The following is a 19,088-nucleotide window of genomic DNA, read 5'->3' as shown; positions in this document are numbered from 1 at the left end:
GTCGACCGTCGCCGTTGCCTGAGGTCGCGCGCCGTGCCATCGCGAGGGCTGACCGATGCCGCCATGCGAAGAGTCGAAGGCCGACATGAACGAAACCCTCAAGCTGCTCTCGACACGCCGCTCCGTCCCCGCCGCGGCGCTCGCGGAGCCGGGCCCAAGCGAAAACGAGCTCGAGACGATGCTGACGATCGCGGCGCGCGTGCCGGACCACGGCAAACTTGCGCCCTGGCGCTTCGTGGTGATCGAAGGCGACGCCCGCTCGGTCCTCGACGGCAGGCTTGCGGCGCTGCTGAAGGATCTGGACCCCGACGTCGCCGAACCGCGTCTCGCCGCCCAGGCGCGGCAGTTCTCGCAGTCGGCGCTCGTGATCGCCGTCGTCAGCCGCGCCGGCCCGCATGTGAAGATCCCGCTCTGGGAGCAGGAGCTCTCCGCGGGCGCGGTCTGCATGAACCTGTCGCTCGCCGCGAACGCGCTCGGCTACGGCGCGCAATGGGTGACCGGCTGGGCGGCCTATGAGCCGCGCGCGCTGGCGATCCTGGGGCTCGATCCCTCGGAGAAAGTCGCGGGCTTCGTCCATATCGGCACGCCGACCGAGCGCTGGCCGGACCGTCCGCGCCCGGCGCTTGCGGACGTCGTCACCCGCTGGGGGGCTTGAGACCTGATGTTCTACGAGCCCGCAAGCGGCCACGGCCTGCCGCACGATCCGTTCAAGGCGATCGTCGCGCCCCGGCCGATCGGCTGGATCTCGACGCTCGACCTTCAGGGCCGGCCCAACCTCGCCCCCTACAGCTTCTTCAACGGCGTGTGCGGGTCGCCGCCGATGGTGATGTTCTCCTCCGAGGGCCGCAAGCACAGCGCCTCGAACGCGGAGGCGACCGGCGAGTTCGTCTGCAACTTCGTCGGCCATCCGCTGAAGGACGCGATGAACGCGACCTCGGCGCCCCTCGCGGAGGGCGAGAGCGAGTTCGACGCCGCGGGGCTGGAGACTGCGCCGAGCCGCGTCGTGAAGCCGCCGCGGGTGGCGCTCAGCCCGGCGGCGCTGGAATGCAAGGTGCTCAGCGTCACGGAGCTCACCGACCTCGACGGCCGCAAGACGCGCCGCTTCGTCGTGATCGGGCAGGTCGTCGGGGTGCATATCGACGAGGCGTTCCTCACCGACGGACTGTTCGACACCGCCAAGGCGGGAGCGCTCGCGAGGTGCGGCTACATGGACTATTCCGCGACCTTCGAGACCTTCACGCTGGCGCGGCCCGCGGGCGCGTGAGTCCTGCTCATGACTGACCGGGACGGGCCGACCACGCCGCGGCGATGATCGCGGCCTGTCCGGCGTCGAGCGCGATCTTGCCTGAGAAGCCGTCGCGCCGGGCCCGCGACGCCTCGGCCGAAAGGGCGTCGTCGGTCGCGCCGGACCAGGCGCAGTCGATCGCCGGCAGGCCCGCCGCCCGGGCGGCCGCCAGCGTCAGCGTTCGCGCGGTCTGAAGCGGGTCGATCCAGAAGCCGTCGTCCCGGCCGGTTTCCGCGCCGAGATCGACGCCGAGCGCTTCGCCGTCCCAGCCGAGGGCGACCAGACGGTCGCTCGCCGCCGCGATCGCCGGCAGTTCGAACAGGGCGCCGCCCGTTGAGATCAGGGGAACCAGCGCGAGCGCGCCGTCCTCGAGCCCCGCCTTGGCCTCCTCGACCGCGAGCCGCGCGCCCACTTGCTGGACGTCGGCTGCGCTCTCGACGGCGCCTATGGCGAAGCCGTCCACGCCGGACGACGCGAGCGCCGCCACGGCGGCTTCCCACCCCTCCTCGCGAACCGAGACAAGGACAAGAATCGGGGGCCGGGGGGCTCGGGCGCTCAGCGCGGCGACGACGTCCGCCGCCGCCGGGGTCTGCGGCGCCCCGGCGGGATCCAGGATCAGCGCGTCGCACGGCTCCGCGATCGCGCGCTCCAGCGGGTCGGCGTCGAGAAGACGGAGCGTGCGCCAGACTCCCGAGACGCCGGAAGCCCGGCCGGAGGCCGCCCCGTCTCCCGTCGCGCGGGGGGCGGCGGGGCCATCCGTTAACGCGCGATTTACCATGCGGGCCTCATGCTTTCTTTACGGCTCCGCCCAGGCGCCGCGTGTGCGTCCGGTCCTCGGGCGACGGTCGACGAGCTTATCGCATGCAGCTCATCACACCTGCGGAGGCCGCCGGCCGCGTGACCGCCGCGCTGAAGGACGCAGCCGCTGCGACCGGGGCGGGCTTCGACTATCTCCTTCGCACGGCGCGCCGCGAATCGTCTCTCGATCCGACAGCCAAGGCCCCGACCTCGTCTGCGCGCGGCCTGTTCCAGTTCATCGACCAGACATGGCTCGAAGTCCTCAAGCAGGACGGCGCCAAGCTCGGGCTGGGCGACGCCGCGGCCGACGTGACGCGCAGCGCCTCGGGCCGCTATGTCGTGGCCGATCCCGAGCGCCGCGCCGAAATCCTCGCGATGCGCGACGACCCGACCGCCTCGGCCCTGCTCGCGGGGGCCTTCACCCGCCGCAACGCCGCGACCGTCGAAGCCGCGGTCGGGCGCCCGGCCACCGAAGGCGAGCTCTACGCCGCGCATTTTCTGGGCGCGCAGGGGGCGGTCGATCTGATCACGCTGGCCGCGACCAAGCCGGACGCGCCCGCCGCCGGCGCCTTTCCCGCGCAGGCTTCCGCCAACCGCGCGATCTTCTACGACAAGTCCCGGGCCCGGTCGGCGGCGGAAGTCTACGCCAAGCTGACGCGCGCGCCGTCTTCCCCGAACGACGCCTCGCTGTCCACGCCGCCGGCGCCGGTCGCCGTCGCCTACCGCGCGACCGCGACGGAGGACTACGGGCCGTTCAACAGCGGCGTGGAGAACGACGGCGCGGCCTTCCATTCGCTGTTCAAGACCGGGCGCCGCCAGGCCGTGTCGGCCTATGTCGCGCAGGCCTGGTCGTCCTTCGGTTCGGCCGGCCTCGCCTCCGACGTGACCGCCGTCCCGGCCCGCAAGGTCGCCCGAGCGCCGGCGCAGCCTGCCGCGGCGATCATGGCCTCGGCCCAAGCGATCCAGCCCGTCGCGCTGGTCAGGACCGTGCGCACGGAGCGGATCGCGGGCGCCGCAGGCGTCGCGACGGCGGCCACGCAGCCCGTGGCCTTGGTCCGAACCGTCCGCACGGAGCGCATCGCCGCGCAGCCGTCCCAGGCCGACGCTTCGGCGAGCCACGCGTCGCGGCGGAAGGCTTCGGCCGAATCGGCGCCCGTCATGCTCCCCGATTTCCGCGCGGCGCAGCTTGCGACGCCGATGCCGTCGCGGCCGGCGATCCGGACGGGGCCTAAATGATTGTCGAGCGCTATCTCGAATGGGCCGCCGGCGCGCCGTCGCATCTGCGGGCTGAGGCCGCCGGCGCGCTCGCACGCGCCTATCTCCACGGCGATCTCGAACCCTATGCGCGGGCCGAAGTCGAGGCGGCGCTGACGCGAAGCCTGGACGATCCGAGCCTCGCCGTCCGCTGCGCGCTCGCCGAGGCGCTGGCCTCAGCGCCTGACGCGCCGCCCGCGCTCGTCCTGTCGCTCGCCCAGGACGCGCCCGACGTCGCCGAACAGGTCATCGTCTGCTCGCCGGTTCTGGCCGATCTCGATCTCGTCGACCTGGTCGCGCAAGGCGGCCCGCGCGCGCAGCTTGCGGTCGCCCGCCGCGCGCGGATCTCCGTCGCGCTGTCGGCCGCGATCGCCGAGGTCGCCGACGCCCGCGCCTGCCGGACGCTGCTCGAAAATCCGGGGGCGCGGTTGACGCGCGCGGCGGCCGCGCGGATCGCGGCCCGCCACGGCGACGACGGCGCGGTGCGCGACGCCTTGCTCGCCTGCGAGGATCTCGGCCCGGAGCTTCGTCAGATCCTGATGCGCTCGGTCGCGACCGCGCTGTCCTCCTTCGTCGCACGCTGCGGCTGGCTCGGCGCCGATCGCGCCCGGCGCGCGGCCGACGAGGCCTGCGACCGGGGCGCGCTCGCGATCGCGGCCGCCGCGGACGACGCGCGGCGCTTCGTCCTGCATCTCGCCGGCCGCGGCGAGTTCTCCGCGGGGCTTGCGCTGCGCGCCGTGCTCTCCGGAGATGTCGGCCTGTTCGAAGCTTCGCTGTCGGCGCTCTCGGGCCAGGACCCGCGCAGGGTCGCAGGCTTCGTGCGCGACTTCGAAGGCCGCGGCTTCGAAGCGGCCTATGTCCAGGCGGGCTTTCCGCGGACCGCATTGCCGATCTTCCGCGCAGCCCTCGCCGCCCGGCGCGACTATGGCGTCGCGGGTCGCGGCGAGGCCGTCTTGTCGCGGCGCATGGTGGAGAAGGCGATGGGCGCCTGCCACGGCGCGGACGTCGACGTCGAGAGCCTGAGAGCGCTGCTGCGCCGCTTCGCGGCCGAGGCGGCGCGCGAGGAAGCGCGGCGCAGCTATCCGGACGCCGTCGCGGCCTGAGGTCTCGGCTACTCCGCGTCGATGCGCGGCGCGAGCTCCGCGCGGATCTGGCCGAGCTCCCTCGCGAGGTCCATTCCGAGCGCGTGATCGCGGCTGCGGACGTTCTCGTGGACGATCGCTCGAATCGCCTCGACGTGGCGGTTGACCAGCGCTTGCGGCGGCCGTTCGCCGAGTTGCTCGATCAGCGCGCACAGTCCGTCGGCGATCTCGCCGGCGAGCGGGAATCCGAAGGTCGCGGCGCTGCCCCTAAGATCATGAAGCACGCGGTGGAGATCCGCGAAGCTCTGCTCGTCGCGCCGGAACTCGGCGACCCGGCGGACGTGCTCGAGCTTGTCGATCTCGGCGCGAATCCATCCGTCGAACTCCTGCGACAGCAATTCGAGCGCGTTCTCCGCACGCGCGATGGTCGCCCTGTCGCCGCTTTCGCGCAGGCCCGCAGGCCGGGTCGCGCGCTCTTTCAGCCGGTTCGGGGGGCGGAGCACCTCGTGATCGGCGAAGACCTCCGTCGGCACGTCCGGGGCAGGCGAAGCCTCAGGCTGATCCGTCATGGCGGCCTCTCACGAAATCAGGGCGTCGCGCAGGCGCGTGACGGGAACGTCGGCCATGGTGTCCTCGATGTTGATCCGGCGCTCTTCGCCCGTGTAGGCGGACGAGGGGCCGCGCCGCCGGTCAGGGCCGAAATAATCCCTGGTGCGGATGAAGGGCCGAGGGTTCAGCACGCAGTTGAGAAGGCGCTGGTGCAGCGCCTTGGCCGAAATCGGCTTGCACAGAAACTCGGTCACGCCGGCGTCGCGCGCGCGCAGCACGCGGCTCTTCTCGGAGTGGCCAGTCAGCATGATGATCGGCACGTAAGGATTGGCGGCGCTTTCGGGACGACGTATCGCCCTCGTCATTTCGACGCCGTCCATCTTCGGCATCAGCCAGTCCACGATGACGACGTCCGGCAGCTGGGCCCCGAAGAGTTCAAGCCCGACCGCCCCGTTCTCCGCCTCGTAGACCTCGCGCGCGCCGAAGCCGTGCAGCAGCGTCCGGACGATCCTGCGCATGTATGCGTTGTCGTCCACCACCAGCAGTCGGAGTTTCGTGAAGTCGACGCGGATCATCTTGGCCGGGCGTGGAACGCGGAGCGAAGATCATCCTCTCTCAGGCCGCGTTAACGCTCGGTATGCGTCCGGTTACCACCCGAACTGTTCGGCGAGGATGCGCTCGTCGAGGCCGTGTCCGGGGTCGTGCAGCATGACGAGGCTGGTCTTGCGGTCGAGCGCGATCTCGACGCGCTTCACGTTCCGAAATTCGGTGTTGTCGGCGACGGCCGCGACCGGGCGCTTGTCCGCCTCCAGAACCTCGATCGCGACCGCCGCCCTGTCCGGCAGCAGCGCGCCGCGCCAGCGCCGCGGCCGGAACGGCGAAATCGGCGTCAAGGCGAGGAGGGGGCTCGCCAGCGGCAGCAGCGGCCCATGGGCCGAGAGGTTGTAGGCGGTCGATCCGGCGGGCGTCGCGACCAGCACGCCGTCGCAGATGAGTTCGGCCAGCCGCGGCGTGCCGTCGACCTCGATCCGGAACTTGGCGGCCTGATAGCTCTGCCGCCATAGAGCGACCTCGTTGATCGCCTTGGAGACGTGAATCCGGCCCTCGCAGTCGCGGGCGCGCATCGACAGCGGATGGATGACGGCGCGCTCCGCGGCTTCGAGTCGCTCTCGCAGGCCGTCCTCCGAATACTCGTTCATGAGGAAGCCGACCGAGCCGCGGTTCATGCCGTAGATCGGGATCGCGCGGCCCATGTTCTCGTGCAGCGTCTGCAGCATCATGCCGTCGCCGCCGAGGGCGACGACGACGTCGGCCGTCTCCGGCGAGGAGTCGCCATAGCGCGCGCTCAGGGCGTTCCGCGCGGCCTGGGCGTCCTCCGCGGCGCTTGCGACGAAGGCGATGCGGTCGAACTTGCGATCGGCCATGCTGCGGCGCTGGTCCTTTGCCTGCGCCCGACCGGCGCGAGCGACGCTTTACACGGACGGGGCGGCGGTCGTCCATGTCGGATGCGCGCGCAAGGTCAGAGCACGGGATTCCACATCGCCGGCACGAACGCGAAATCGGAGCCGGTGCGCGCGACATGGCCGATGGCGGGGAAGGGGAAATGGTAGCCCGCCACCCACAACCGGTCCGTCGCCACCATGTCGAGCATGTGCCGCCGCGTGGCCTCGGCCTGCTCGGGCTCCATGTCGAACACGGCGTGCCAGCCGGGATTGCGGACGAAGAGAGCCGGGTGGTTCGTCGTGTCGGACCAGACGATGAGCTGTTCGCCCTCCGACGTCAGGCGGAAGGCGGTGTGGCCAGGCGTGTGTCCGTAGGCCGGGATCGCGACGATCCCCGGCGCCGGCTCCGCCTCGCGCTCGAAGCGACGCACGTCCTTCGCCATCGGCTCGAACACGCGCCGGACCATCTTGAACGCGGCCTGCATGCCCTGCGGCGCCCGGCTCATCTGTCCCTCGTCCATCCAGAACGCCCACTCGGCCTCCGGCACGACGACCTCGGCGTTCGGGAACGCCAGGGTTCCGTCCTTGAGACGGATTCCGGCGATATGGTCCGGGTGGAAATGGGACACCAGCACCATGTCGATGGCGCGCGGGTCGATGCCGGCGGCGGCCATGTTCTCGTAGAGCTGCCCCGCTGTGGGCGCCAGCATCCCGCCCGTCCCCGCGTCGATCAGCACCAGACGGCCCCCGGTGTTCACCACGAGCGTGGTGAAGCTCAGCGGCACCTTGTCCGGGGGGAGGAAGGCGTCGGAGAGCGCCTCGCGGACCTTCTCGATCGGCGCGTTGCGGACGAATCCCGCGTCGAGGGGACGGCGGACGAGGCCGTCGGTGAGCGCCGTGACCTCATAGGACCCGATCTTGTACCGGTAGACGCCGGGGGCCTGGCGGCCGGCCGCTGGCGCGGCGGCCGAGGCGACGCCGGCCGACATCGGTACGGCCGCGGCGGTGGCCGCGGCGAGGGCGGCGCGACGGGTCATTGAACTCATTCTCGGCTCGGTCTCCGCATGGCGTCGTCGACGACGCTCAAAAGCGTCTTCGACGTTCAGGGCATATGGCGGGGCCGCCCCGTTGGGCAATCGCGGAAGGCCCGCCGGACGTCACTCCTCCGTGACGCCCCCTCCGGAAGGCGGGGGTTCCCGCAGAACCGTCCGGTAATACATCCTCTTTAGTCTTCGTCGGCATGACCGTTCGCGGAGCAGACGCATGCCCGATCGCGACGCCGCGGCGACCCGATCCCATCTCACTGTTGCGACGCGGGCCGCCGAGGCGTTGGTGGACGCGACTCTCGACGCGGTCGTGACGGTCGACGCGCGCGGCGTCATCGAGAGCTGGAATCCCGGCGCGGAACGCATGTTCGGTTACGCGCGGGAGGACGCGATCGGCCGCGGCCTCGGCATCATCGTGCCGGAGGCGATGCAGGGCGAGCACACCGCGGGGATGCGACGTCTCATGGCCGGAGGGGCTCCACACCTCCTCGGGCGCGCGGTGGAGGTGCCCGCCCGCCGGGCCGACGGCTCTCAGTTCCCGATCGAGATGCGTCTGTCGATGTGGCGCGACGGCGACGCGACGCATTTTGGCGCGGTGATCCGGGACATCTCGGAACGGCGACGCGCGGAGGACCTGCTCCACCACCTGGCGCATTACGACCAGCTCACGATGCTGCCCAACCGGCACATGTTCCTGCGGCGACTGGCGGACGCGCTTCGGGCGGAGGGCGGGGGGGCGGTGACCGTCCTCATCGTCGATTTCGACGACTTCGCGTCCGTCAACGATCTGGTGGGCCACGCCGCGGGAGACGCCCTGCTCAAGGCGGCGGCCGTCACATTGAAGCGTTTCGTGACGAACGAGCACTCCGCGGAGACCGACGCCCCTGCGCCGACAGTCGCGCGCATCGGCGGCAACCAGTTCGGCGTCTTCCTGCCCGGGGCCCGCGACGGAGCGAGGGCGCAGGCGGCGGCCGATCGGATTCGGGCGACGGTCGCCGGCACGCGCGTCGATGGGCTGGCGGAACCGACCCTGTCGTCAGCCGGCGTCGCGGTCGCTCCAGCCCATGGGACGACCCCGGCCGCGCTGCTCGCGAACGCCGACTTCGCTTTGCGCGGCGCCAAGCGCGCCGGGGGCGATCGAAGCGAGATCTTTCAGCCGTCGCGGCGCGAAGCCCAGACCGCGCGACGTCAGCTGGAGGCCGAGGTGCGCCGGGCCTGGGCGGCCGCGGAGTTCGAAGTTTACTACCAGCCGCAGGTGGCGCTCGCGGACCGCGCCGTCGTCGGCGCCGAAGCTCTGCTGCGTTGGAACCATCCCACGCGCGGCGTGCTGGCGCCGGGCGCGTTCCTCGACGCCGTTGGCCCGACCGAACTCGCCGAGCGGATCGGCGAATGGGTGCTCAAAACCGCCTGCCGCGACGCCGCGCGGTGGGGGCGCGAGACGGGCCGGCCGTTCCGCGTCGGCGTCAATCTGTTCGAGCGCCAGTTTCTGCGCGGCGACCTCGCCGACAAGGTCGCCGCCGCGCTGGAAGCCTCTCGTCTGCCGCCGGAATGTCTGGAGATCGAGATCACCGAAAACGTCATGACCGGCGGCGACGACGTGTCGGTGCATCGGGTGCGCCGGCTCCGCGATCTGGGCGTGGGCGTCGCCTTCGACGACTACGGCACCGGATACGCCTCGCTCAGCCTGTTGAAGCGTTATCCGCTGACGCGCCTCAAGATCGACCGGAGTTTCGTGCGCGACCTGTCCTTCGACGAGAACGACGCGACGCTCGTCGAGCTCATCCTCACCCTCGGGGAACGGTTCAAGCTCGGCGTCGTCGCCGAAGGGGTGGAGACCGAAGAGCAGGAGGCGCGGTTGATCGCGCTCGGCTGTCCGGAGGGGCAGGGCTATTTCTATGGCCGCCCGATGACCGCCGAGGCGCTCGGCGCGCTGCTCCGCGCCGCGGGACCCCGCGCGGTGGTCGCCTGAGCCGCCGTGTTCCGCTTCTCAGGCGACGGCGCGGACGCCCTTGCGCGCGGCGTGGTCGGCCTTGACCACCTCCGTCGCCACGAACTCCGCGTGGCGCGCGACTTCCGGCAAGCCCATGATTTCGCCGAAGGCGCCGCGGGCAAGGGGACCTGCGATCCAGAACGCAGGGGATGAGCGCCCGTCCGGACCGACCGCCAGGCTGCCGAGATCGGCGTCCAATCCCAGGCCGACGCGATCGAGCGCGATCAGCCCGGAGGCCGCAAGCCCGGAGACGAGGGGATCGCTGTCGACCAGCCCGCGGTGCGCTGGGCCGGTCGCGAGCGCGACGGCGTCGAAGTCGCGCCGTTCGTGGCCGCCGCCGCGCAGCCTGAAGGCGACCTTCACGGCGTCGAGCGTCGAGGAGGCCTCGACCGGCTCGCCCACGCGCCGAAGGAGGCTGCCGTCCGCGAGCTTGCGGGCGATGACGGCTTCGATCTGCGGCGCGACCCGGAACCGATGGACGTCCCAGAACGGGCGCAGCCGGCGCACCAACCTGGCGCGCTCCGCTTCCGGCAGGTTCGCCCAGATCGCGGGTCCCTGCGTGCGCGCGGCGTCGAGCACGTAATGCCAGGACAGGCCCTCGGCCGCCGCGTCGGCGATCGTCCGCCGGATGCGGCGCGATAGATCAAGGGCGCTGCGGCTCGGGGGTTCGGAGAGGGAGCCGTACTCCTCGCCGGGCTGCGCGGGATGGCCGCGCGACAGCAGGCCCCGACGCGAGACCGCGATGATCGGGCCGCGGTGGCCGCGCGCGTCGAGCGAGGCCACGATGTCGGCCATGGTGAGCCCGGAGCCGACGATCAGGACCCGCGCGTCCGGCGCGACCTCGTCGAGCGCGTCGCGCGCCTGCGTGTCCCGGATTAGCCTGCGGTCATGCAGCACCTGGGAGAAGGCGGACGGCGCGCCCGCAGCCGGATGGGTCGCCGCCAGCGCGACGTAGTCGGCGTCGATCGTCCGCCCGTCCGCGAGCGTGACGAGGTAGCCGCCGCCGTTCCGTCGGGCCGAAATCGCCCGCGTCCGCGCGTGCTCGATCGCGCCGGCCGCGAGGAACGGCTCGATGGTCTCGGCGCAGTAGCGGCCGAACACGGCGCGGCGCGGGAAGGAGCGCCCGTCGGGGAGCTCGGCCGCCGGATCGTCCGCGAGCGCGTCGTTCGCCTTCAGCCAGCGGTCGAAATGGTTGGGGTCGGACTGGATGAAGGTCATCCGCTTCGCCGGCACGTTAAGCCGGTGAGCCGGATCGAGCGTCGAATAGGCGACGCCGGCGCCAAGCCGCGGCCGCGGTTCGACGACCACGACGCGGATGGCGCCCGGCGCCCGCCTGGCGACCTGATGGGCCACCATGGCGCCGGTGAATCCGCCGCCGATGACGACGAGGGTGGATCGGGGGTCGCTCCTCATCGGGATCTCGCCGGTCGTCGGAGCGTCGCCCCGGAGGTCAGGACCGGGCGATCCTGAGGGCAGGTCGAGCGTCATTCGCGATCGTCTCCCCGAACGGACCCATGTTCACCGTGGTCGCCTCCGGCGCCGTCGCAATGGAGAGCGGCAGCAGCGGAAAGACGGTTCGGCGAAGCGATAGGCCTCTTCGAGATGCGGGTAACCCGACAGGATGAAGGTGTCTATGCCGGCGCGCATGTATTCCTTCACCCGCTCGGCGACCTCGTCCGGGCTCCCGACCCGCGCCGTTCCCGCGCCGGTGCTGCAAGGCAACGAACGTCGGCGATTGTCGACTAACTCTGATCTATCGGCTTAATCCGGAGCCTCTCGCCGAAATTGCCGGAGCGTTGATCGGCGCGGCGTTGGCGGCCCGGGGGTGGCGGATCGAGCGAGAATCCTCCAAGCAGAACCTGCGCCGCTCAGACGACGCCGCGCTCCGGGAGGCCTCCGACGCCGTGACGATCCAGCCCACCGACATGACCGCGACCGGCGCCTCGATCACCGCCAAGCGGTTCGCGAGCGGCCTGCTCGGCTACGCCTCGGGGCTGCCGTTCCTGCTGGTGCTCGGCACGTTGGCGATCCGGCTGCGCGAGAGCGGGGTGGGGCTGGCCGAGATCGGACTGCTGTCCTGGGCCAGCATCGCCTACAGCCTGAAGTTCCTGGTCGCGCCATTCCTCGACGCCTACGCGTTGGGCCCGCTCGGCCGCTGGATCGGGCGGCGGCGGGCGTGGATCATGCTGACCCAGATCGGCGTCGCCCTCGGCCTCGTGGTCATGTCGACCACCGATCCGGCCGTCAGCCTGCCCATCGTCGCCGCCGCGGCCTTCCTGACCGCCTTGCTGTCCGCCGTGCAGGACGCAGCCGTGGACGGCTGGCGCATCGACGTCGCGGAGGCCGAAGAGCAGGGCCTGCTCGCCGCCGCCTATCAGCTCGGCTACCGGCTGGCGGTGCTGACCTCCGGCGCCGGCGCGCTCTATGTCGCGGAAGGCTTCGGTTGGCCGACGTCCTATCTCGCGATGGCGGCGATCATGGCGGTGGTGGCGGCGCTCACCGCCGTCCTCGTGCCGTCGGTGGAGAAGCCGCTGGCGCGCTCAGAAGGGCCGCTGTTCACGGCGCCGATCCGCGACCTCGTGGCTCTGCTCGCGACCGTGCCGGTCGCGACGCTCGTCATGATCGGCTGCTACCGCGCGCCCGATCTGCTCGCCGGCGTCATGGCGTCCGCGCTCTACATCGACGCCGGCTTCTCCAAGGTCGAGATCGCCAACGTCACCAAGATCTTCGGGGTTGGGCTGACGATCTTCGGCGCGTTCTTCGGCGGCTGGCTGCTCACCCGGCTGTCGATGCGGACGGTGCTGGTGATCGGCATCGTGGCGTCGTCGACGACCAACCTGTTTTTCTCGGGCCTCGCGATGACCGGCCACTCGCTGCCGATGCTGATCGCGGCGATCTCCTTCGACAACGTCGCCGGCGGAATCGCGGGCACCGCCCTGATCGCCTTCATGTCGCAGCTCGCGCAGTCCGGCTTCTCCGCGACCCGCTACGCCGTGCTGAGCTCGATCTACGCGCTGCCGGGCCACCTCGTCGGCGGCGTGTCCGGCGTCGCGGTCGAGGCCTTCGGCTTCCCGACCTACTTTGCGCTGACGTTCTTCTCCGGCGTTCCGGCGTTGCTGCTGTGCCTCGCGCTGCGGGGAGAGGCGGCGAAGGGCAAGCGGCCGGCCCTGACCTAAGGGCGGGCGGCCGTCAGTTCGCCTCGAACAGCGCCGTGACGTCCGCGTCCGTCACCGTCGCCATCGGCATCATGAGCTTCACGGCCTCCGTCTTCCGGCCGGCGCGCATGATGAGGACGACCGTCTCCGCGCCGCCGCAGGCCGGATCGCCGCAGGCGATCTCGCTGACGGTCACGGCGTCGTCCTCGGACAGCGCCAGCGTCTCGCGCACGAGCGCGGCGACGCGGCGCGAGGCGTCGGCGCGGGCGGGGTCTTCGCGGGCGCGGAAGAACAGGGCCATGGCGGCCTTTTAAGCCGGAACCCCCGCCGGCCGCCAGAGCGTCGCCGGGTCTCGCCCAACGGGCGCGCGCGCCGCGTCGCGCTTCACCACACATGAGGAAAACAGTCGCGCGGCGAGGGCTCGCCTGCTAGACGCGCGGGCGTCCCGTCAAACCCAAGCCGATCCCTCGATTTGCCATGTCGCGTTCCGCGTCGCCTCCTCCGGCCCTGCTCGCCCGCTTCGAAGCGGCCGGCTTCGGGCGCGCCGAACCCGGCGTGCTCCAGCCCGCGGAGCCGTTCCTCGACGTCATGGGAGAGGAACTGCGCCAGCGCATGTTCCTCACCTCCGACGCTGCGGGCCGTGAGCTTTGCCTCCGGCCCGACTTCACGATCCCGGTCGCGCGCCTGCACATCGCCGGCGGCGATCCCGCGCGGGCGGCGGGGTATTGCTACGCGGGTCCCGTGTTCCGCCAGGGCGCGAACGGCGGCGAGGCGTCGCAGGCCGGCGTCGAAAGCTTCGGACGCGTGGACAGCTTCGCCGCAGAGGCCGAGCTGCTGGCGCTCGCGCTCGAAGCCTGCGCGCTGCTCGGGGTCGCGGAGCCGGCGATCCGCCTGGGCGACCGCGCGCTGATCGACGCGGCCGTCGACGCCATCTCGGCGCCCGCCGCCTTCCGGCGCCGGTTGAAACGCGAGATCGCCTCCGGCGGCGCGCTCGAGGCGCTGGCGCCGGCCCAGCCGCGACGGGACGGCGAGCACGCCGGCCTGATCGCAGCCCTCAGCGCAGCAGGGCCGGAAGCCGCGCGCGGCGCGATCGAGGATTTGCTCTCCCTCGCCGGGATCGCCGCCGTCGGCGGCCGCACGGCGGGCGAGATCGCCGAACGCTTCCTCGAGCGCACCGCCGCTCACGCCGCGGCGCTGACGAATCCGGAGAAGCGGGCCCTCGACGCCTTCCTCGCCGTCGACGATCCCGCGCCCGCAGCGCTCGCCCGGCTTCAGGCTCTCGCCGATCGGGACGGGCTCGCCATGGGGCGCGCGGTCGAGGTTTTCGCCGCGCGACTGGAGGCGTTCCGCGCGGCTGGCCTGCCCGTGGAGCGCATGCGCTTCTCCAGCCGCTTCGGCCGCAGGCTCGACTACTACACCGGCCTCGTCTTCGAACTGGCGCCGCCCGGGGGAGGCGAGGCGCTCGCAGGCGGCGGCCGCTATGACGGGCTGATCGCGTCGCTGGGCGCGGCCTCCCCGTCGCGCGGCGTCGGCTTCGCGCTGTGGCTCGACCGGTTCGGGGAAGGGAAGCCGTGAGCGCCAAACTCATCCTCGCCGTTCCCTCCAAGGGCCGCCTTCAGGAGAACGTCCACGCCTTCTTCGCGCGCGCCGGGCTGACCTTCGTGCAGCCGGGCGGCGCGCGCGACTACCGTGGCGCGATCGCCGACGTTCCCGGCGTCGAGATCGCCTATCTCTCGGCCTCCGACATCGCGGGCCAGCTCGCGAGCGGCGCGGTCCATCTCGGCGTCACCGGCGAGGACCTGATCCGCGAGCAGATCGCGGACGCCGCCGAGCGCGTGACGCTGCTGCAGCCGCTCGGCTTCGGCTACGCCGACGTGGTGATCGCGGCGCCCCAGGCCTGGATCGACGTGACGACCATGGCCGATCTCGACGACGTCGCGGAGGACATGCGGCGCAAGCACGGGCGGCGTCTCCGGGTCGCGACGAAATACGTCAACCTGGCGCGCGGCTTTCTGTCGGGCGGCGGGTCGGCGCGCGCCGGCGCGGGGATCGCGAACTACCGAATCGTCGAGAGCATGGGCGCGACCGAAGGCGCGCCGGCCGCAGGGGCCGCCGACGTCATCGTCGACATCACCACGACGGGCGCGACGCTTGCGGCCAACGCGCTGAAGATCGTCGAGGACGGGGTGATCCTGAAAAGCCAGGCGCATCTGGTGGCCAGCCTGAACGCCGAATGGGGCGACGGGCCGCGCCGCGCCGCGCGGACGATCCTCACCCGGGTCGCGGCCGAAGTGCGGGCCCGCGCGGTGCGTGAGGTCCGCGCGCGGTTCGATCACCCGGTGGAACGGCTGATCGTCGACCTCGCCGCCCGCTTCGACGCGCGCGCGCCGTTCGGGCCGCCGCCGCCGGGAACCCCGCTTGTGCTGCATGCGCCGAAGCGAGCCGTGTTCGCGCTCGTCGAGGCGCTGTCGGCCGCCGGCGCCGGCGCCGTCACGGTCGGAACGCTCGAGGATGTGTTCGAACCGGATCCGCCGCTCGTGACGGATCTGTTCAAGGCGATCGGCTGAGGGTTCAGGACCCCGAATAAAAAGCGGAGCCGCCTCGGGGGGGAGCGGCTCCGCTTTATGAGGCTGACCAGTCGGGGGAACTGGCCGCCTGACTTACGTAAATAAAAAGGCGGAGCCGCCTCGGGGGTAGCGGCTCCGCCTCTGAGACTGGCCAGTCGGGGGATCCGGCCGTCTTACAGAAAAGCTCGTGTGGAGCTTTCGAGCATAGAACGTGGACCCGCGCCTTCGGTTCCGGCGCGCTCGAAAAAAATCGCGCGCTATCGGATCGGCGGGACCGCGCCTCCGAGATGGCTCTCGAGGAAGGCGATGGTCCGGTCCCAGGCGAGCGCCGCCGCGCGCCGTTCGTAACGCGCCGGATTGGCGTCGTTGTTGAAGGCGTGGTCGGCGCCTTCGTAGACATAGAGTTCGAACTCCTTGTCGTTCTCCTTCAGCGCCTTCTCGAAGGCGGGGATCCCGGCGTTGATGCGCTCGTCGAGGCCCGCATAGTGCAGCAGCAGCGGCGCCTTGACCTCGGCCGCCTGTTCCGGCGGGAGCGTCTGGCCGTAATAGGCGACGGCGGCCTTCAGGTCGTCGCTCGCGACGGCCAGCCGATTCGCCATGCCGCCGCCCCAGCAGAAGCCGACGGCGCCGACCGAGCCGTTGCTCTCCGGCCGCGCCTTGAGAAACGCCGTGGCGACCACCAGCGTCGCGACCGTCTTGTCCGCGTCGAGCTTGCCGATCATCTCGCGCGCTTTGTCTTCGTCGGCGGGCGTGCCGCCCTGAAGCGAGAGCAGATCGATCCCGTAGGCGAGGAAGCCTGAGATCGCGAGGCGGCGCGTGACGTCCTCGATGTGCGGATTGAGGCCCCGGTTCTCGTGGATGACGAGCACCGACGGGCGCCGGCCGTCTCCCACCCCTGTCGCGAGCAGGCCGGAGACATGGCCGTCCGGTCCGTCGAAGGAGACCTTCGTCGTCACGATCCGGCTGTCGTCCGGCGCGACCATCGCGGCCCGGGCGTAGTCGTTTGCAAGTCCTGCGAGCAGCGCGCTGGCGCCGGCCGTCGACCCCGCGATCAGCGCGAGCCGCTCCAGGAACGCGCGCCGGCCGATTTCGCCATGCGTGTAGCGGTCGTAAAGGGCGATCGCTCGGCGGTCGGGGCGTGCGGGCATCGGTGGGCTTTCCTCTGCGCAAGCGCGGGCGCAAGCCCCTTATAGACCGGCGGCGTGGATGGCTGCGATCACGCGACGGTCATCGCGGCGCGGCGACCGCGCGCGCGATCTGCTCGAACTCGGCGCGGCGGGCGTCGAAATCGCCCTTGTCGCCGACGCACACCACGGTCGTGCGGCCTTTCGGCGTGTCGAGCAGCACAAGATAGGAGCGCACCTCCGCGGCGCGCGGCTCGGCCTCGACCGGCTTGAAGTCCGCCACGACCGCAGCCCCGGCCAGTCCCGCCTGCTCGAACGGATCGATGCTTGAGACGTCGTACCGCAAAGCGAGCGTGGCGCGGATCAGCTCGGTCCATTCCTTCTTTTGGGTGAAGGCGTTGATTTCTTCCTGGCTGAGGCCGGCGTTCTGGGGCGCCGGTTGGAACGCCACCTTGCAGCCGGTGTCGTCGTCGCCGTTCTTCTGGACCGCAAACACCACGGCGTAGCGCGCGTCGCCCTCGGTCTTCTTCGCTTCATAGCCGTCGGGCGGCTGGACGCTGAGGCCGGTCGGCTCGTCCCGCAGCAGCGCGCCGGCGCGCGCCGCTCCCGGTCCGGCAACGCCGGCGAACGCCGCGCAGCCCAGAATAAGCAGAACGTTCCTGACGATCATCGAACGCTCCGCAACTCCCCGGTCCGGCGCCTCTTGGCGAATGCTGTCGCCGGTTCCTTCGACGCATAGTGCGACAATACCCTGCGCCGCGCGAAAAGGTGAGAAAATGCGTCCATCAACCTAAACGGCGGCGGCGGCCCCCCTATCGCTGCACCTCCCCGCCACGGACTCCGGCACCTTCCGCTACGAGCCGGACGACGCAGGACCGCCGAGCAGCCAGTCGATCAGGGCCTGCGCGTGCGGGGAGGGGGCAGGGCCGCCGGGCCGGGTCGCGACCACCAGAGTGCGGGTCGCCCACGGGTCCGAGAGCGGCACGGCGCGGATCGCCATCGACCGTCGCGCGCGCCGCGCCGCCGCCGCCGGCAGCACGCCGACGCCGACGCCCTGCTCGACCATCCGGCAGACGGCGTCGAACCCGCGGACACGTACGCGCAGCGCGACGGAGCGGCCGAGACGGCGCGCCTGGCCGGCGAGATAATCCTGCGCCGCGCTGCCGGCCTCCAGGCCGACATGCGGGCAGTCGAGCGTTTCGGCGAAGGCGACGCGCTTGCGTCCCGCGAGCGGATGCCCGCGCGCCGCGACCAGAACGAAGGCGTCGCGCCGGAACGGCCGGGTGACGAGCTCGGCCACGTCCACCGTGTCGGACATCACGCCGAAATCGACGCGGCCGGCGGCCACCGCCTGCGCGATGTCGCGGCTCAGCCCCTCCGCGAGGTCGATGTCGACATGGGCGTTGGCGGCGAGGAAGGCCGCAAGCGGCTCCGGGAGATGCTCCGACAGCGCGGAGGTGTTCGCCATCATCCGGACGTGGCCCTTGAGCCCGCGTCCGTAGGCGGCGAGTTCGCCGCGCATGCGCTCGCAGTCGTCGAGGATGACCCGGGCGTGGTGCGCGAGCGCCCGTCCGGCCGGCGTGAGGCGGACGCCGCGCCGCTCCCGTTCGAGCAGAGGCGTCGCCGCAAGCTCCTCCATTCCACGGATGCGCTCGCTCGCCGAGGCCAGCGCCAGATGGGCGCGGGCGGCGCCCGCGGTGATGCTGCCGGCTTCCGCGACATGGAGGAAAAGGCGGAGATCCGTGAGGTCGAAGCGCATGAGGGTCCGCGTCGCGCGTCGGCGTAGCCTTCGGCTGATCCGAAGGCCCGCATCGTGACATCCACATTGCGCGGGGGCCGGCCGCGCGATCAAGTCCTGCAATGACCGACCCGACGCTCCCGTTGCTGGCCTTCGCGTTCGCCGTCTTCGTGGCGGCCGGGCTCGTCAAGGGCGTGACCGGCATGGGCCTGCCGACGATCGCGATGGGCCTGTTGGCGACGACGATGCCGCCGCACGAATCCGCAGCCCTGCTGCTCGTGCCTTCGCTCGTGACGAATGTCTGGCAGCTCGCGGCCGGCCCCAGTCCGCGCGCCGCCGCCAAGCGGTTCTGGCCGATGATGGCGGGCGTGACGGGCGGCGCCGTCGCGACGGCCGGCGTGCTCGCGGGAGACGCGGCCCATTACGCCACGATCGGGCTCGGCGCCGTGCTCATGGTCTATGCGCTGTTCGGCCTCAGCGGGCGCCGGCTGACGGCGCCCCCCTCGAGCGAGCGAACGCTCGCGCTCCCGGTCGGTCTGGCGACCGGTCTCATCACGGGCGCGACCGGCGTCTTCGCGATGCCGGCGGTTCTGTATCTCCAGGCCCTCGGGCTGGAGAAGGAGGAGCTGATCCAGGCCCTCGGGCTCTCCTTCACCGTGTCGACGCTGGCGCTGGCGGCGGGGCTGGGCTTTGCGGGCGCGCTCGACCCGCACACGCTCGGCGGCTCAGCGCTGGCTTTGGTCCCGGCCGGCCTCGGCATGGCGGCGGGACAAGCGCTGCGACGCCGGATCTCGCCCACGGTCTTCAAAGTCGCGTTCTTCGCCGGGCTGCTCGGCCTCGGCGCCTATCTCGTCGTCACAAGCATGGGCTGACGCGCGGACGGCGACGAACGCGCCGGTTGGTCTCCGCCGCGTCGATCGTCCCGCTTCCGCTACACGATCGAGTGAAGGGGGCGCCAGGACACCGGCGGAGCCTTTGAGCCGTCATGAGCGCCGCACGATCCTTGCCTCGCGACGAGGCGCGCAGCCCGCTCGCCGCTTTCGCCCAAAGGATCGACC

General features: G+C 71.6%; 19 protein-coding genes and 1 pseudogene. 9 read left to right on the top strand and 11 right to left on the bottom strand.

Annotated features, from left to right (window positions below):
* Nucleotides 1-85: 85 nt before the first annotated feature.
* Both ACO2RJ_RS08040 and ACO2RJ_RS08035 read left to right on the top strand, forming a co-directional pair.
* On the top strand, nucleotides 86-655 hold the full coding sequence (locus ACO2RJ_RS08040; RefSeq protein ID WP_423267471.1) for a nitroreductase family protein: 570 nt from the start codon (nucleotides 86-88) through the stop codon (nucleotides 653-655).
* A gap of 6 nt (nucleotides 656-661) precedes the next feature.
* The gene (locus ACO2RJ_RS08035) at nucleotides 662-1,264 is read left to right on the top strand and encodes a flavin reductase family protein (RefSeq protein WP_423267470.1); all 603 of its coding nucleotides are present in this window, start codon (nucleotides 662-664) and stop codon (nucleotides 1,262-1,264) included.
* A 7-nt stretch (nucleotides 1,265-1,271) separates the two neighbouring features.
* Here ACO2RJ_RS08035 and ACO2RJ_RS08030 read toward each other — a convergent pair whose 3' ends face one another.
* Nucleotides 1,272-2,063 (bottom strand): aldolase/citrate lyase family protein, encoded by a 792-nt coding sequence (locus ACO2RJ_RS08030; protein ID WP_423267469.1) that lies wholly within the window; start codon nucleotides 2,061-2,063, stop codon nucleotides 1,272-1,274.
* An 83-nt stretch (nucleotides 2,064-2,146) separates the two neighbouring features.
* On the opposite strand from ACO2RJ_RS08030, the gene ACO2RJ_RS08025 reads away from it, so the two are divergent.
* Nucleotides 2,147-3,319, top strand: a complete 1,173-nt coding sequence (locus tag ACO2RJ_RS08025; RefSeq protein ID WP_423267468.1) for a lytic transglycosylase domain-containing protein — start codon at nucleotides 2,147-2,149, stop codon at nucleotides 3,317-3,319.
* Nucleotides 3,316-4,440: a DUF2336 domain-containing protein gene (locus ACO2RJ_RS08020; protein ID WP_423267467.1), complete on the top strand. Its 1,125-nt coding sequence runs from the start codon at nucleotides 3,316-3,318 to the stop codon at nucleotides 4,438-4,440. The genes ACO2RJ_RS08025 and ACO2RJ_RS08020 overlap by 4 nt, the downstream gene beginning before the upstream one ends.
* A gap of 8 nt (nucleotides 4,441-4,448) precedes the next feature.
* On the opposite strand, the gene ACO2RJ_RS08015 is transcribed toward ACO2RJ_RS08020, so the two are convergent.
* The 4 genes from ACO2RJ_RS08015 to ACO2RJ_RS08000 all read right to left on the bottom strand — a co-directional run bounded on the left by ACO2RJ_RS08015 (nucleotide 4,449) and on the right by ACO2RJ_RS08000 (nucleotide 7,447).
* Nucleotides 4,449-4,988: an Hpt domain-containing protein gene (locus ACO2RJ_RS08015; protein ID WP_423267466.1), complete on the bottom strand. Its 540-nt coding sequence runs from the start codon at nucleotides 4,986-4,988 to the stop codon at nucleotides 4,449-4,451.
* Nucleotides 4,989-4,997: 9 nt separating this feature from the next.
* The gene (locus tag ACO2RJ_RS08010; RefSeq protein WP_423267465.1) at nucleotides 4,998-5,543 is read right to left on the bottom strand and encodes a response regulator; all 546 of its coding nucleotides are present in this window, start codon (nucleotides 5,541-5,543) and stop codon (nucleotides 4,998-5,000) included.
* Nucleotides 5,544-5,615: 72 nt separating this feature from the next.
* A complete protein-coding gene (locus ACO2RJ_RS08005; protein WP_423267464.1) occupies nucleotides 5,616-6,392 on the bottom strand; it encodes an NAD kinase in 777 nt (258 codons plus the stop codon).
* A 95-nt stretch (nucleotides 6,393-6,487) separates the two neighbouring features.
* The gene (locus ACO2RJ_RS08000) at nucleotides 6,488-7,447 is read right to left on the bottom strand and encodes an MBL fold metallo-hydrolase (RefSeq protein ID WP_423267463.1); all 960 of its coding nucleotides are present in this window, start codon (nucleotides 7,445-7,447) and stop codon (nucleotides 6,488-6,490) included.
* Nucleotides 7,448-7,673: 226 nt separating this feature from the next.
* Between ACO2RJ_RS08000 and ACO2RJ_RS07995 the strand changes: the two genes are divergently transcribed.
* The gene (locus ACO2RJ_RS07995) at nucleotides 7,674-9,425 is read left to right on the top strand and encodes a putative bifunctional diguanylate cyclase/phosphodiesterase (protein WP_423267462.1); all 1,752 of its coding nucleotides are present in this window, start codon (nucleotides 7,674-7,676) and stop codon (nucleotides 9,423-9,425) included.
* 18 nt (nucleotides 9,426-9,443) lie between these two features.
* On the opposite strand, the gene ACO2RJ_RS07990 is transcribed toward ACO2RJ_RS07995, so the two are convergent.
* Complete coding sequence (locus tag ACO2RJ_RS07990; protein ID WP_423267461.1) at nucleotides 9,444-10,934, bottom strand: FAD/NAD(P)-binding protein; 1,491 nt, start codon at nucleotides 10,932-10,934, stop codon at nucleotides 9,444-9,446.
* A pseudogene (locus tag ACO2RJ_RS07985) lies at nucleotides 10,897-11,153 on the bottom strand (alkanesulfonate monooxygenase); the annotation flags it as partial. The gene ACO2RJ_RS07990 and the pseudogene ACO2RJ_RS07985, both read right to left, overlap by 38 nt.
* A gap of 104 nt (nucleotides 11,154-11,257) precedes the next feature.
* Between ACO2RJ_RS07985 and ACO2RJ_RS07980 the strand changes: the two are divergent.
* The gene (locus tag ACO2RJ_RS07980) at nucleotides 11,258-12,622 is read left to right on the top strand and encodes an AmpG family muropeptide MFS transporter (RefSeq protein WP_423267460.1); all 1,365 of its coding nucleotides are present in this window, start codon (nucleotides 11,258-11,260) and stop codon (nucleotides 12,620-12,622) included.
* 13 nt (nucleotides 12,623-12,635) lie between these two features.
* Here ACO2RJ_RS07980 and ACO2RJ_RS07975 read toward each other — a convergent pair whose 3' ends face one another.
* Nucleotides 12,636-12,902, bottom strand: coding sequence for a hypothetical protein (locus ACO2RJ_RS07975; RefSeq protein ID WP_423267459.1), 267 nt, complete (start codon nucleotides 12,900-12,902; stop codon nucleotides 12,636-12,638).
* 176 nt (nucleotides 12,903-13,078) lie between these two features.
* On the opposite strand from ACO2RJ_RS07975, the gene ACO2RJ_RS07970 reads away from it, so the two are divergent.
* A complete protein-coding gene (locus tag ACO2RJ_RS07970; RefSeq protein ID WP_423267458.1) occupies nucleotides 13,079-14,176 on the top strand; it encodes an ATP phosphoribosyltransferase regulatory subunit in 1,098 nt (365 codons plus the stop codon).
* Entirely contained in the window at nucleotides 14,173-15,168 is a 996-nt protein-coding gene (hisG, locus tag ACO2RJ_RS07965) for an ATP phosphoribosyltransferase (RefSeq protein ID WP_423267457.1), read from the top strand. The genes ACO2RJ_RS07970 and hisG overlap by 4 nt, the downstream gene beginning before the upstream one ends.
* Nucleotides 15,169-15,425: 257 nt before the next feature.
* On the opposite strand, the gene ACO2RJ_RS07960 is transcribed toward hisG, so the two are convergent.
* The 3 genes from ACO2RJ_RS07960 to ACO2RJ_RS07950 form a co-directional block, all read right to left on the bottom strand.
* Complete coding sequence (locus tag ACO2RJ_RS07960; RefSeq protein ID WP_423267456.1) at nucleotides 15,426-16,316, bottom strand: dienelactone hydrolase family protein; 891 nt, start codon at nucleotides 16,314-16,316, stop codon at nucleotides 15,426-15,428.
* A 79-nt stretch (nucleotides 16,317-16,395) separates the two neighbouring features.
* Nucleotides 16,396-16,962, bottom strand: a complete 567-nt coding sequence (locus tag ACO2RJ_RS07955; RefSeq protein WP_423267455.1) for a hypothetical protein — start codon at nucleotides 16,960-16,962, stop codon at nucleotides 16,396-16,398.
* 183 nt (nucleotides 16,963-17,145) lie between these two features.
* A complete protein-coding gene (locus ACO2RJ_RS07950) occupies nucleotides 17,146-18,051 on the bottom strand; it encodes a LysR family transcriptional regulator (protein WP_423267454.1) in 906 nt (301 codons plus the stop codon).
* A 101-nt stretch (nucleotides 18,052-18,152) separates the two neighbouring features.
* Here ACO2RJ_RS07950 and ACO2RJ_RS07945 point away from each other — a divergent pair, with 101 nt between their 5' ends.
* Nucleotides 18,153-18,902 (top strand): sulfite exporter TauE/SafE family protein, encoded by a 750-nt coding sequence (locus ACO2RJ_RS07945; RefSeq protein ID WP_423267453.1) that lies wholly within the window; start codon nucleotides 18,153-18,155, stop codon nucleotides 18,900-18,902.
* Nucleotides 18,903-19,088: the final 186 nt, after the last annotated feature.

This window comes from Hansschlegelia sp. KR7-227, assembly GCF_049446035.1.
Classification (GTDB): Bacteria; Pseudomonadota; Alphaproteobacteria; order Rhizobiales; family Methylopilaceae; genus Methylopila.
This window is presented reverse-complemented; position numbering and strand designations above follow the sequence as displayed.